Source organism: Ramlibacter sp. (genome assembly GCF_035706265.1).
Classification (GTDB): domain Bacteria; phylum Pseudomonadota; class Gammaproteobacteria; order Burkholderiales; family Burkholderiaceae_C; genus Ramlibacter.
This window is the reverse complement of sequence record NZ_DASSVG010000242.1, coordinates 1-13194: the sequence shown is the minus strand read 5'-3', so window position 1 is coordinate 13194 and position 13194 is coordinate 1. Positions and strand designations below refer to the sequence as shown.

General features: G+C 67.0%; 14 protein-coding genes. 3 read left to right on the top strand and 11 right to left on the bottom strand.

What is annotated here, in order from left to right; genetic code table 11:
- Both fliP and VFM98_RS09110 read left to right on the top strand, forming a co-directional pair.
- The coding region (fliP, locus tag VFM98_RS09115; protein ID WP_325109604.1) for a flagellar type III secretion system pore protein FliP at positions 1–786 on the top strand (786 nt) is incomplete at its 5' end.
- Positions 787–793: 7 nt separating this feature from the next.
- Positions 794–1561 (top strand): sigma-70 family RNA polymerase sigma factor, encoded by a 768-nt coding sequence (locus VFM98_RS09110; RefSeq protein ID WP_325109603.1) that lies wholly within the window; start codon positions 794–796, stop codon positions 1559–1561.
- Positions 1562–1612: 51 nt separating this feature from the next.
- Here VFM98_RS09110 and frdD read toward each other — a convergent pair whose 3' ends face one another.
- The 10 genes from frdD to VFM98_RS09060 all read right to left on the bottom strand — a co-directional run bounded on the left by frdD (position 1613) and on the right by VFM98_RS09060 (position 10867).
- On the bottom strand, positions 1613–1981 hold the full coding sequence (gene frdD, locus VFM98_RS09105; RefSeq protein ID WP_325109602.1) for a fumarate reductase subunit FrdD: 369 nt from the start codon (positions 1979–1981) through the stop codon (positions 1613–1615).
- On the bottom strand, positions 1978–2376 hold the full coding sequence (locus VFM98_RS09100) for a fumarate reductase subunit C (protein ID WP_325109601.1): 399 nt from the start codon (positions 2374–2376) through the stop codon (positions 1978–1980). Before VFM98_RS09100 ends, frdD begins: the two co-directional genes overlap by 4 nt.
- Position 2377: 1 nt before the next feature.
- Entirely contained in the window at positions 2378–3133 is a 756-nt protein-coding gene (locus VFM98_RS09095) for a succinate dehydrogenase/fumarate reductase iron-sulfur subunit (RefSeq protein WP_325109600.1), read from the bottom strand.
- Positions 3117–4886: a fumarate reductase (quinol) flavoprotein subunit gene (gene frdA, locus VFM98_RS09090; RefSeq protein ID WP_414709004.1), complete on the bottom strand. Its 1770-nt coding sequence runs from the start codon at positions 4884–4886 to the stop codon at positions 3117–3119. Before frdA ends, VFM98_RS09095 begins: the two co-directional genes overlap by 17 nt.
- A gap of 238 nt (positions 4887–5124) precedes the next feature.
- On the bottom strand, positions 5125–5583 hold the full coding sequence (locus tag VFM98_RS09085) for a spore coat U domain-containing protein (protein WP_325109597.1): 459 nt from the start codon (positions 5581–5583) through the stop codon (positions 5125–5127).
- Positions 5584–5596: 13 nt separating this feature from the next.
- The gene (locus VFM98_RS09080) at positions 5597–7924 is read right to left on the bottom strand and encodes a fimbria/pilus outer membrane usher protein (protein WP_325109596.1); all 2328 of its coding nucleotides are present in this window, start codon (positions 7922–7924) and stop codon (positions 5597–5599) included.
- Positions 7925–8021: 97 nt separating this feature from the next.
- Positions 8022–8774 (bottom strand): fimbrial biogenesis chaperone, encoded by a 753-nt coding sequence (locus tag VFM98_RS09075; protein WP_325109595.1) that lies wholly within the window; start codon positions 8772–8774, stop codon positions 8022–8024.
- Between the two features lie 34 nt (positions 8775–8808).
- Positions 8809–9306 carry a spore coat protein U domain-containing protein gene (locus VFM98_RS09070; RefSeq protein WP_325109594.1) on the bottom strand — a complete coding sequence of 166 codons (498 nt, stop codon included), beginning with the start codon at positions 9304–9306 and terminating at the stop codon, positions 8809–8811.
- Positions 9307–9376: 70 nt separating this feature from the next.
- Positions 9377–9871: a spore coat protein U domain-containing protein gene (locus tag VFM98_RS09065; RefSeq protein ID WP_325109593.1), complete on the bottom strand. Its 495-nt coding sequence runs from the start codon at positions 9869–9871 to the stop codon at positions 9377–9379.
- Positions 9872–10678: 807 nt separating this feature from the next.
- Positions 10679–10867, bottom strand: a complete 189-nt coding sequence (locus tag VFM98_RS09060) for a hypothetical protein (protein WP_325109592.1) — start codon at positions 10865–10867, stop codon at positions 10679–10681.
- A 170-nt stretch (positions 10868–11037) separates the two neighbouring features.
- On the opposite strand from VFM98_RS09060, the gene htpG reads away from it, so the two are divergent.
- A complete protein-coding gene (gene htpG / locus VFM98_RS09055) occupies positions 11038–12942 on the top strand; it encodes a molecular chaperone HtpG (RefSeq protein WP_325109591.1) in 1905 nt (634 codons plus the stop codon).
- A gap of 3 nt (positions 12943–12945) precedes the next feature.
- On the opposite strand, the gene VFM98_RS09050 is transcribed toward htpG, so the two are convergent.
- Positions 12946–13194 (bottom strand): substrate-binding domain-containing protein (locus tag VFM98_RS09050; RefSeq protein ID WP_325109589.1); only part of this gene is annotated, 249 nt, incomplete at its 5' end.

The following is a 13194-nucleotide window of genomic DNA, read 5'->3' as shown; positions in this document are numbered from 1 at the left end:
CACTGCTGCCGTGCCGCCGCAGTCGGCGTGGCCTTGCTGCTCGCGCTCGCTGCCCCGCCGGAGGCGCTCGCGGCCGCGCAGCCCACCGCGCAATCCGCGACGCAAGCGGTCGCGCCATCGGCAGCCAGCGGCAGCGCCGCCCTCGGCGGCGCGTCCAACGACACGGCCCAGGCCCTGCGCGTGGTGCTGGGGCTCAGCGTGCTGGCGGTGCTGCCCGCGCTGCTGGTCTGCGTGACCTCCTTCCTGCGCATCATCATCGTGCTCTCCATGCTGCGGCAGGCGATCGGCATGCCGGAGACGCCGCCCAACCCGGTGCTGATCGGGCTGGCGCTGTTCTTCACGCTGTTCACGATGTCGCCGGTGCTGCAGTCGCTCAACGAGCAGGCCTTCCAGCCTTTCATGGACGGCACGCTGGGCATGGAAGCCGCTTACGCGAAGGGCACGGCGCCGCTGCGCGAGTTCATGGTGCGGCAGACGCGCGAGCAGGACCTGGCGCTGATGATCGAGCTGTCGAAGGCGAGGGTGCCGCAGGGCATCGAGGACGTCGGCAACGTGCAGCTGGTCCCGGCCTTCATGCTCTCCGAGCTGCGGGCAGCGTTCCAGATCGGGTTCATGGTGTTCCTGCCGTTCCTGCTGATCGACCTGGTCGTGTCCTCGGTTTTGATGGCCTTGGGGATGATGATGATGCCGCCGACCACGATAGCTCTTCCGTTGAAGGTGCTGATGTTCGTGCTGGTGGACGGCTGGTCGCTGGTGCTCAAGGCCCTGGTCGGGTCCTTCCACTGAGGCGGCGATGGAAGCCCTTGCAACGCAGCCGGGCGAGGAAGCGGTCCTGTGGCGGCAGCTGCGCGAGAGCGGCGACCCCGCGGCGCGCGAGCGGCTGCTGGCCCTGCACATGGACTACGCCCGCGTGGTGGCCAGCACCTACTATGCGCGCCGCTTCCACGACGAGATCGAGTACGCCGACTACCTGCAGTACGCCTCGGTGGGCCTGCTGGAGGCGCTGGAGCGTTTCGATCCCACCCGCGGCGTGCAATTCCGCACCTTCGCGGCCCGCCGCATGCACGGCGCCATCCTCAACGGGCTGGAGCGCTTCACCGAGAAGCAGCAGCAGATCGCGGCGCGCCAGCGCCTGCGGGCGGAGCGCCTGCAGGACTTGAAGGCGCTGGCCGCCGAGCGCAGCGGGGCAGCGACGCCCGCCGTCCCGCAGGAGCCGCAGCAGCTACTGGCCTTCGTCTCGGAAGCGGGGATCGGGCTGGCGCTGTGCTGGCTGCTGGAAGGCAGCGGCATGGTGGAGGAGGAGGCAGCCAGCGTCTCGCAGCCTTTCTACCGCAGCGCGGAGCTGCGGCAGCTGCGGGAGCGCTTGGCGCGGGCCGTCGAAGGCCTGCCGGCGCAGGAGAAGACCGTGATCCGCAGCCACTACCTGCAGGAGATCCCGTTCGAGGAGATCGCCGCCACGCTGCAGCTCACCCGTGGCCGCATCTCGCAGGTGCACCGCCGGGCGTTGCTGCGCCTGCGCGGCGCCCTGGCCGAACAGGGCGACTGGAGCGCCCTGTTCTAGCGGGCCCGCCCGGCCGCCCGGAAGGGTGGCGGGCGGACGCCGGAGGTGCGCTCAGATCCTTAGCAGGAAGACCAGGGCCACCGTACTTCCCAGCGCCGCCACGCCATAACAGCACATCCACCAGAAGGCATTGAGGTGGATGCCGAAATCGTGCAGCGTATGGTAGATCCGATGCGCCGCATGCCACAAGAACAGCGCGATGACGATGAAGATGAACAGGCCGCCCAGCGGGTTGCGCGCGAAGGCGAGCAGGTTCTCGTAGGCGATCGGGTTGGCCGCGCCGAAAAGGCCCAGCGGGCCCGCCAGGCCGGTGAGGAACACCAGCGCCGCACCGATCAGCGCCGAGACCATGCCGCCCGCGCCGAACAGCATCCAGAACGGCGCCTGGTTGGAGTGCTTCAAGGGTCGGGTCGGTTTCATCGCGCGAGCATCCATGCAACGAGGAGGACGAAGGCCGAGGCCGCGCCGGCGGCGGCGAGCCCCAGGCCGGTGATCGTCTGCGGCGCCAGCTTCTTGCCGCCCACCACGACCGGCGGCATGGTCTTGGGCATGATCTCGAACCAGCTGTAGGTGTGGTAGACGAACACCAGCAGCAGCACGACGTGCAGCGCGATCGACCAGCCGCTGCGCAGCAGCTCCAGCCACTGCGCGTAGGCCTCCGGCCCCTGCGCCAGCCGCACCAGGCCGGCGAGCATCACCAGCCCATAGAGGGCGACGAAGAAGGCCGTCACCTCGCGCGCCATGTAGCGCTGGAAGAAGGGCACGCGGTTCCACCAACCGTCCATGCCCCGCACATAGGGTCTGCGAGCAGCCATGTCAGCGCCTCCCTCCTGGAATCACGCGCGAGAACCAGCCCAGCGCGCTGGCGGTCTTGTTCTGGTTGACCGCATTGGCCGGGTCCACGTGCTTCGGACAGACTTCCGAGCAGTAGCCCACCGCGGTGCAGTTCCACACCCCTTCGGTGGAGTGGATCAGCTCGTCGCGCGCCGCGTGCTCGCCGTCGCGCGAGTCGGCCTTGTAGCGGTGCGCCAGCGCCGTGAGGCCCGGGCCCAGGAACTTCTGCTCTAGCCCGTACTGCGGGCAGGCCGCGTAGCACAGCATGCAGTTGATGCAGTGGCTGAAGGACTCGAACTTCTCCAGCTGCTGCGGCGACTGCAGGTACTCGCCCTCGGCCAGCGCCTTCTCCTTGGGCGGCTCGATCCACGGTTCGATGCGCGGCAGCTTGTCGATGAAATCGGTGGCGTCCACCACCAGGTCGCGCTCGATCGGGAAGTGCGCCAGCGCCTCCACGCGGAAGCCCTTGGGCCAGTAGTCGCGCATGAAGGTCTTGCAGCCCAGGCTGGGCACGCCGTCGATCATCACGCCGCAGCTGCCGCAGATCGCCATGCGGCAGGACCAGCGGAAGGTGAGCGAACCGTCGAAGTGGTCCTTGATGTACTGCAGCCCCTGCAGCACGGACATGTCGTCGGTGAAGGGGACCTCGAACTTCTCCGTGTAGGGCGCTTCCGCCTTGTCCGGCTGGTAGCGCAGCACCTCGACGACCATGGTGCGGGTCTCAGGCAACGACGACACGCTGCTTCTCCTTGCTCTGTTGCTGGGCCTTTTCCGCCTTCTCGGCGGCCTCGCCGGCCGCACCGTAGGCGCGGGTGCCCGGTTGCGACTTCGTGATCACGACGTCGCTGTACGAGATGACCGGCGCACCGTCGGCGCCGATGGTGGCGAGCGTGTGCTTCAGGAAGCGGGCGTCGTCGCGCTCGGTGCAGCCGGCGTCCAGCCGCTGGTGCGCGCCGCGCGATTCCTTGCGGGCGAGCGCCGAATGCACCATCGCCTGCGCCACGTCCAGCTGGTACTGCAGTTCCAGCGTGCCCAGCCACTCGGTGTTCCAGGCTTCGGCCTTGTCCTGCAGCTTGATGTGCTGGGCCCGCTGCTTGAGCGTGGCGATGTCGCGCACGGCCTGCTCCATCTCGGGGCCGGTGCGATAGATGCCGCATCCGCGCTCCATCGCCTTGGCCATGCCGTTGCGGATGTCGGCGAGCTTCTCGCTGCCCTTGCTGCGTTGCAGGGGCGCGAGGGCGCGCTCGCGCGCCTCCCGGGCCTGCGCCTTCAGGTTGGCCGCGTGGCCGAAGCCGGTGGCCTTGGCGAAGGCCGCTGCCGATTCGCCCGCCACCTTGCCGAACACGCACAGCTCGGCGAGCGAGTTGGAGCCGAGCCGGTTGGCCCCGTGCAGGCCGCTGGAGGCGCACTCGCCGGCCGCGAACAGGCCGGGCAGCGGCGCCGCCGCCATCACCGTGGTGGGAATGCCGCCCATCGTGTAGTGCACCGCCGGGCGCACCGGGATCGGGCTTTCCGCCGGGTCGATGCCCATGAACTCCTCGGCCAGCTCGCAGATCTGCGGCAGGCGCTCGCGCAGCTTGGCGTGGCCCAGGTGGCGCAGGTCGAGATTCACGTAGGTGCCGTGCGGGCCTTCGAGCGTGCGGCCCTTGCGCTCCTCGTGCCAGAAGGCCTGCGAGAGCCGGTCGCGCGGGCCGAGCTCCATCGCCTTCTTGCGCGGCCACGGGTCGGCCGGGCCGAGGCCGTAGTCCTGCAGGTAGCGGTAGCCGTCCTTGTTGGTGAGGATGCCGCCTTCGCCGCGGCAGCCCTCGGTGAACAGCAGGCCGGTGCCGGGCATGCAGGTCGGGTGGTACTGCATGAACTCCATGTCGCGCAGCGGCACGCCGTGCCGGTACGCCATCGCCATGCCGTCGCCGGTGACGATGCCGCCGTTGGTGTTCTGGCGAAACACGCGGCCGGCGCCGCCCGTGGCGATCACCACGGATTTGGCCTCGATCAGGCGGAAGTCGCCGGTGGCGATCTCGATCGCCAGCACGCCCTGCGCGCGGCCGTCTTCCACGATCAGGTCGCAGCAGAAGTGCTCGTCGAAGCGCTGGATGCTCGGGTACTTCAGCGAGGTCTGGAACAGCGTGTGCAGCATGTGGAAGCCGGTCATGTCGGCCGCGAACCACGTGCGCTCGATCTTCATGCCGCCGAAGGCGCGGGTGTTGATGTGGCCGTCTTCCTTGCGGCTCCAGGGGCAGCCCCAGTGCTCCATCTGCACCATTTCCTCGGTGCTGTGGGCCACGAAGTACTCCACAGCGTCCTGGTCGCACAGCCAGTCGCCGCCGTGCACCGTGTCGTCGAAGTGGGCCTGCAGGCTGTCCTCCGCCCGCACCACGGCGGCCGAGCCGCCCTCCGCCGCCACCGTGTGGCTGCGCATCGGATACACCTTGGAGACCAGCGCGATGCGCAACGCCGGATCCTTCTCGGCCACCGCGATGGCGGCGCGCAAGCCCGCGCCCCCTCCCCCGACGATGACCACGTCACATTGATGAACTGGTATGCCGCTCAAGAGACCCCCCGCCTTTGTCGGACCTGGTTGGTGCCGCTACTTTGCGAGTCTGGTGGGGGAGCGTGTTGATTCCCGTCAACTAGGGCAAACGCGGGTGCAGGCGGCCTTGCGCCGGCGGGCGGGCGCGTTGCGGAACTGCTTGTCGCCTCGGGGAATGTGACCTTGCGACGCGCGAGCGTCAGTACATCACCGTGATCTGTACGCTGTCCGAGTACCGACCAGCGGACACATCTTGGCGCGGCGGGATCCGGCCATACATCCGGAACAAGACCGATGCGGAGCCCTTGTTCGGCACACTCAAGTTACGGGTCACGGTGTCGATATTGTCGGAGGTCCCCCATACCTTGCTTCGCGAGACGTCGCTGTAGAGGCCGTAATTGAGTACGTCCCTTGAGCCGCCGACGTGCGCCATGCGGCGATTGCCGACGCTGGCGCCGTTGACGCCCTGGTCGACGCGCATCAGGATCGTCAGGTTCTGCGGGCCGCCGTCGCGTTCGCACGTGACGCTCACGTCCGTTTCGGTGTCCTTGGGCACCGGGGCGCGGGAGTCGTATTCGCCGAATGCCAGCGGGCCCGCTGAGGCGACGCGGCAAACCGTCTGCCCCTGCGCGACCGAGGCGAGCAGCAGCAGGGGCACAAGCGCGAATAGCTTAGTCACAGAGGATTCCCTCTTTCAGTTCGAGCACCGGTTCCGGGAAGTCCGGCACCGTCATGCGGCAGGCGTACCTACGATTCCCGGGGCCCTCCACGGTTCCCGTGTAGTTTCCCGGTAGCGCATCCTCCAGGTAAAACTCGCCTGCGGAGCTCGTCTCGATCGAAACGGGACCCGCAGGGCCCCGCATCGTCCAGGCGCGCGCTACCAGCGGCTTGGCTTCCCCTTCCTGGATCAGGCTGGCCACGCCCGCGACGGCACGTACCCTCCGGATGCCGAAATCGATCACGCTGCCGCTGCGAAAAACCGGCTGGATGGTCCGGTGCTTCTCCTTGAGGCTGTAGAGGATGTTCAGATCCCGGTCGTTGATCGAGACATCCTGCCGCCCGATGGAGCTGAGGTCCGGGATCAGCAGCCGCCCCTGTGCATCCGTGCGCCCCCGCGAGCGATTGTTCAGCAGCACCTCCACGCCAGGTTGGGGCACTCCCAGCTTGACGAGCGCGAAGGCGTCGTTCACTTCGCGGGTAAGGCCCCAGAAGCCGTCCAGTCCAACCAGCGCTCCCGCGGCCGTGCCCTGCACGACAGTGAAGCCTCCCTCCCGCGCGGCGGCGGCGAACAGGCCGAGATTGGCGGGACGCAGGTGCCAGTCGGCCGCGAGCGTGGCCCTAGCGTCCTCGCGCCGGCCCAAGTCCGACTGCACGCCTACGCGGTAGCCAAAGCCTTCCCCGGCCGGAACCTGCTGGCCGGCCTGAACTTCCACCGTTTGGCCGACCGCCGTGCCCCGGATGCTCGCACTCGTCCAGCGCTGCGAGTCGAAATCGGCACGCAGGTAAAGGTTCGCCGCCCAGCCGGGCGTGCCGTTGACCCGAGTAGTCTGGTATTCCGCGAACACGCTTACCGCGCGGCTGAGAAATGTCGAGAAGCGCAGAGAGCGCGTGTCGCGCCTCTCCTTCGCGGTGACCGTTCGCGCCAGGTCCGCCGACACGACGAGGCGTCCGAAACCAGTTGAGACTCCCAGTCGCGTTTCACCGAGCGGGAACGGCACGGTGGCCGGGTCGCCGAAGCTGCGGAACCCCGACTCAAACCGCCGCCGCCCGAACACCAGGCTGCCGAAGCGCGAGTCGTAGGTGTAGCGAGCCGACCAGCCCGCCGCGTGGGGGCCACCGCCGTGCGTCACGCTTGAAAGCAGATCGAGCGACAGCAAGCCCAATCGATCGCTGCGCAAGGTGATACCGCCGCCGAGGTTGTGGAAATCCCTGTTTCCTTCGCCCCCGGCCGCCACGGTGAGGCGATCGGTCAGACCGTATCGATGGTAGCCCTGCCAAGCCGGCTCCCGGTACTGCAGCTGGCCTGCGGAGTCGAGCTCGGAGCGCTTGCCGACGAAGTAGCTGTATTCGTGGAAGCCTTGCGCGAGCACCGAATCCGTAAACAGGAAGGGTTGCTCGATCACTTCGCGCCGTCCGGCGGCATCGGTGATGGTCAGGCGCAGGTTGTGCGTGCCGCCACTGACCGGCAGGTTGTTCAGCACGATGGGTCCGGGGGCGACCCGCGTGTGATACACGGGCCTGCCGTCCACCGCCACCTCCACCTCGGCCGGCAGCGACGTGGATGCCTGCAAGGTCGGCAGCGGATGCCGCACCACGTCCGGCGTGAGCTCGTACACCTTCTGCAGCAGCAGGCCAGCGCCCGTGAGCCCGCTACCGTATGCCCCCGCCGTGGAAAACACGTCGCCTGCGACATACCGGCGCGCATTCGTCCGATCATCGTAAACCGCCTGGGTGGCGCCGCGTTGCAGGTGTCGACCCGGTCCCGCCGTGAGCAACCGGGCTTCCTGCCGCAACAGGATGCCTTGCCAGCGGACGTTCATATCTGTTTCGAGCGCGGCTTCGACCGGTGCACCGCGAGACTGAACCATGGACAGCCGGTAGGAAAGCACCAGGCTATTGCGCGCGGCGGCGGCTGCAGTGGACAGGCGCCGGTCGGACAGATCGATGCTGGTGCCCTGCAGGGATTCGGCCGTGAAATCGATGTCCACGGTAAGCTGCTCTTCGTTGAAGACCACCTTGGAGGCTCCGAGAGCCGCGCTGGAGTAGAAGGTCTCGCCATTGCGTTCGCGGCGCGCCTCGCGCAGCGGTTGGATCTGCAGCCGCTCGAGGTCAGACGCCGGAATCCAGAGATCGCCGTCAGCCCGGCGTATCAATGTGAAATCGCCGCGGGCGACTCCGTTGGAGCGCACCTGCACGATGATCTCTTCGTCGACGGGCGGAGGCCGTTCCGGTGCTTGGCCGAACACCGCGGCACTTGCGGTGAGGGTTAACGCCAGCATCACCGCGCGTGCGGCGCCGCACGCCCCGAGCCCGCCGCGCCGTAGGGGCGGAAAACGGAATGGTGTAGAGGTGGGAGGAGGGCGGCCGCCGCCGGCTTCAGAGGCAGCGCGCCGGGTCCACATGGAGGTCGCGTACCGCCTTCAGGCCCTCGCCCTCGACGGTGATCCGGAGCGTCTTCGCCGTGCGGCAGGTGGCCTGCGGAATTTCCACCGAGTACGTGCGGTCAATACCGGGCAGCTGGTACCAACCCGTGGCCTCCCGCGCTTCGCCAGCCTCGTCCTGGACCAGCATACGCACGATCCTTACGTGCTGGTTGCCACGGTTGCGCACGGTCAAGGAGACCTTGCCCTGGGCCAGCTGCGGTTCGCCGACTTCCACCTGCGGACGACGCACGGCCGGGGGGATGAACACGGGAACGCTGAAGCGCAAGTAGAAAGAAACCTGGGAGCGCTCCGGACCTGTGGCAGCCTCGGGTTGCTCCTCGATGAACAGCCGGTAGGCGCGCTCCGACTCGCCCGCGACGGACTTCGCGCCGACGCGCACGAGACGCTTCGCTTCCGGCGCGATCTCCATTTGGCGAGGGAAGTACACCAAGTCGCCGGTGTCCTTGTAGACGTCCGCGCCCTGGGCATCCTGTGTCCACTCCATCAACCGCATTCCCACGCGCAGCCGGGCGGAAGCGTGGTTGGTGACGGAGATCGTCTCGTTGAGCGCGCCGGGTTTCAGCTCGATCCCGATCGGCGATACGGAAAACTCGGATGCGCCGACGGACATCGCGACAATCGAGAGCACGCCAAAGGCCAGCGCTGGCAGGGGGAGGCGAAGCCAGGAGAAAGCGGGACGGATCATCTGAAAGAGCGCGGGCGGACTCTGCCTGCGAGGGTCACGGAGTGACCGTGATCTGGACTGTATCCGAATAGGAGCCCGGTGGAACTTGCTTGAAATCCAGTGGCGCCACTGAACCGGTGAAAGTAACGGAGAAAGCTAGATTTTTCGTCACCTCGCCGTTGGCGGGATTCCACGATAGCGTGTACGGCAGCACTTCGGTCGTTGCGGTCACTCCGCGCATCTGGCGCGCGCCGGATGTGCTCTGGTTCTTGCCTTTATCGGCATCTATGTAGAACACAGCGGGGTCCGCATTGCCATGGCACGTGATGGTGGCGACGGCCGTGGCAATCTTGGGCGTGTTCGCAACGGGGTTGATCGATTGGAAGTCCAGGACGAGCGACTTCGTCGAGAACTTGCATTCATTCTTCGACACCACAGTGGCCGACACCGTGAGCGTTCCGCTGCCGGTGGCGGCCTGCGCGGTCGACCCACAGGCCACCAGGACTGCCAGGAAGAGCGGAATGCGGCGTCTGACTTCACAGGACCACATCATGTATCGAAGCTAGAGCGCATGCGCTGGGGCTCCGGCGCGAGTGCAGAGCACGCGCGTCGGAGCTGCCTGATTAGTAGTCGATCGTGACCGCGACGGTCTGGGTGTAGCTCCCCGGGGCCGCGTTCTGGTAGTTGGCCTTCGGGAGTTTGGCAATGAGATCGACGGCCTTCTGATTGGCGGCGACGGGTTGCATCCCCAGTCCGGTGAAGCTGCCCGGGTCGGTCCACTCGATCGTGTACGCCATCGTGTTGGAACCGCTCGCCATCGATCCGGCGAAGTTGCCCTTGGCCGGGGCGGCTGCGGCGACGCCGCCGACCTTGAAGCTGGTCACGGCCGTGTCCTTCGTGCACTGATAGGTTGCCGTCACGGTCCTCGTCAGATCGCTGCCATTGACGACATCGAGTTGGCCGAACTCGACGTCCCCGGACAGAGCGAGAGTGCACACCTTCACCACTTCAGCGGTGACCGTCAGGCTCGCGCTTTCGGTGGGCGGCGCCGCGAAGGCGGCGGTAGCGGAGAGGGCGATCGCCGCGATGCCCAAACGGAGGATGGAAGACCTGTTCATTGAGACTCCTTAACGAATCGTCCTAACATGAGTAGGCGATATGCCTACGACCTTGACTGGAGTCAAACTGTAGGGGTCAACGTAACAACATGCAATTAAGCAAGCTGACGTGCAGTGCCTCGGAGGGAAAGGGCAGCTGGCAAACCGTGAAATTTCACGCGTTCCTGGCTGCACCAATGGCGGGTGGCGCTTCGTCGTCGCCCGCTCGTCGGTCAAGTCCGTCCACGCGTCGGAGCTGTTGCAGTAACGCTAATTAGGGGTTTCACCTTAAGACTGTCGTGCGAATGCAGTCGCCGTCTCGCAACCACATGAGAAGGTGATCCCCGCCGGCGATAAGGCTCGATCGTCATGTCGCCCGAGGCCGGGCGCAATCCGCTCCTTGGCGAGTTGGACGAGAAGCGCGCCCCGCGATGCTGATCGTGTGGCACTGGCGGCGTGCTGCGTGAGGGTGCGAGAACCATGCCACTCGCGGGAGCGCGCTCACCGGCACGCGCGCGTCCAGTTACGGCCAAAGCGATCGTCTCATGTGCGGTGCGGGCGTCGGCAACGGGTCTACGGGGGCTGCGCGCCTCCCCTACCCGCAAGTGTGCGCGCCACGAAACCTTCTGATTGCGATCCGGCTGACTTCATCGGCAGCCAGATCGTGAAGGCGCTCGTGGAGGTGGGCTTCGCTCTACGGCACACGCGTCATGCGCTGCCCGGCCCAGGCGCAATGAGCGCTTCGCGCAGGCTGTCCACCTGAGCGATGCCCAAGCACATGCCGCCGGAAGCCGGCGTGCCTGTCCTAGAGAATGAGGGCAACGCCCCTCAGAACGTCAGCGTGACCGCCACCGCCCTTACCGCATCCACCTGCACCCGCAGGCTCGGCGCCGGATCGCTGCCCCATTGCCAGGGCGTCCACTCCATCGGCCACGCCGCTACGGTGAGCGTGTGCGCGTCATCGTCGGCGCGCGGCGTGATGTCGGCCAGGGCAGGCAGGGGGAGCTCGATCCGCATGCTGCTCACTGTAACCAGCCGTTGCTCCGCCGCGATGCCGCACGTCGTCGATACTCGGCGGGATTCGTTGAAAAGTTCACATTCCTCCTGAGGCAGATCCTTTCTCCTTGAAAACTCCACGGCCAGCCCCTACTTGCGCGGCGCCGTTCGTCTCTCCAGAACAACACGCCATGAGCCAGAAACATTCCTTCCAGGCCGAGGTCGCGCAGCTGCTGCACCTGGTCACCCACTCGCTGTACTCCAACAAGGAGATCTTCCTGCGGGAGCTGGTCTCCAACGCCTCCGACGCCTGCGACAAGCTGCGCTTCGAGGCGCTGAACCACCCCGAGCTGTACGAGGACGCGCCCAATCTCGAAGTGCGCGTGAGCTTCGACAAGGAAGCCCGCACGCTGACGATCGCCGACAACGGCATCGGCATGTCGCAGCAGGAGGCCATCGACAACCTGGGCACGATTGCCAAGAGCGGCACGCGCGAGTTCGTGAGCCATCTCTCGGGCGACCAGAAGGCCGACGCGCAGCTGATCGGCCAGTTCGGCGTCGGCTTCTATTCCGGCTTCATCGTGGCCGACCGCATCACGGTGGAATCGCGCCGCGCCGGCCTGAAGCCCGAGGAAGGCGTGCGCTGGGTGAGCGCCGGCGCCGGCGACTTCGAGACCGAGGCGATCACGCGGCCGCAGCGCGGCACCAGCGTGATCCTGCACCTGCGCGACGACGCGCTGGACTACCTCTCCACCTGGCGCCTGAAGTCGATCATCGGCAAGTACTCCGACCACATCTCGCTGCCCATCCTGATGCGCAAGGAGGAGTGGAAGGAAGGCGAGGAGGGCAAGGGCGGCGAGCACGTACTCACCGACGAATGGGAGACCGTCAACCAGGCCACCGCCCTGTGGACGCGCAACAAGAAGGACATCACGCCCGAGCAGTACCAGGAGTTCTACAAGGCGATCAGCCACGACTACGAGGACCCGCTCGCCTGGAGCCACAACCGGGTGGAGGGCAGCACGGAATACACGCAGCTGCTGTTCATCCCGGGCCGCGCGCCCTTCGACCTCTGGAACCGCGAGAAGGCCGCGGGCGTGAAGCTCTATGTGAAGCGCGTCTTCATCATGGACGAGGCCGAGGCGCTGCTGCCCACGTACCTGCGCTTCGTCAAGGGCGTGGTCGATTCGGCCGACCTGCCGCTCAACGTGAGCCGCGAGCTGCTGCAGGAAAGCCGCGACGTGAAGGCGATCCGCGAGGGCAACACGCGGCGGGTGCTCTCGATGCTGGAGGATCTGGCGAAGGCCGAGAAGGAGGAATCTGCGAGCGCCGAGGACAAGGCGAAGTACGCGAAGTTCTGGTCCGAGTTCGGCGCGGTGCTGAAGGAAGGCCTGGGCGAGGACTTCGGCAACCGCGAGCGACTGGCGAAGCTGCTGCGCTTCGCCTCGACGCAGAGCGACACGGTGAGCGTCTCGCTGGCCGACTACAAGGCGCGCATGAAGGAAGGCCAGGAGGCGATCTACTACATCACCGCCGACACGCAGGCCGCCGCCGCCAACAGCCCGCAGCTGGAGATCTTCCGCAAGAAGGGCATCGAGGTGCTGTACATGACCGACCGTGTCGACGAGTGGGCCATGTCGTACCTGAACGAGTTCGAGGGCACGCCGCTGCAGTCCGTGGCCAAGGGGCAGGTGGAGCTGGGCAAGCTGCAGGACGAAGCGGAGAAGAAGGCCGCCGAGGAAGCGGCCGAATCCTTCAAGCCGGTGCTGGCCAAGCTCAAGGAGGCGCTGAAGGACAAGGCGCAGGACGTGCGCGTGACCACCCGCCTGGTCGATTCACCGGCCTGCCTGGTGGTGAGCGAAGGCGGCATGAGCCTGCAGCTCGCGCGCCTGCTGAAGCAGGCGGGGCAGAAGGCACCGGACGTGAAGCCCGTGCTGGAAGTGAACGCCTCGCATCCGCTGGTGAAGAAGCTGGAGGGCTCGCCCAACTTCCACGACCTCGCCCACATCCTGTTCGACCAGGCGCTGCTGGCCGAGGGCGGCCTGCCGGAGGATCCGGCGGCGTACGTGAAGCGGGTGAATGCGCTGCTGGCGTAGCAGCTATTCGAACCCGCACTCCCTGCGCACCTGCGCCGCCTCCGGCGCGGTGAGCGCGGCGATCAGCGCGCGCGCGAGCTCCGGCTCCTTGGCATCCGCCGCCACCGCGGGGGTGTAGGTGGTCGTCAGCTCGTGCGGCGGCGGCAGCAGGCCCGTGAGTTGCACGCCGCCCGTGATCAGGATTTCCGTCACCTGCGTGCAGCCCACCGCATCGCTCTCCGGCGCCTTGGCCAGTTCCGCCATCGCCGTCGC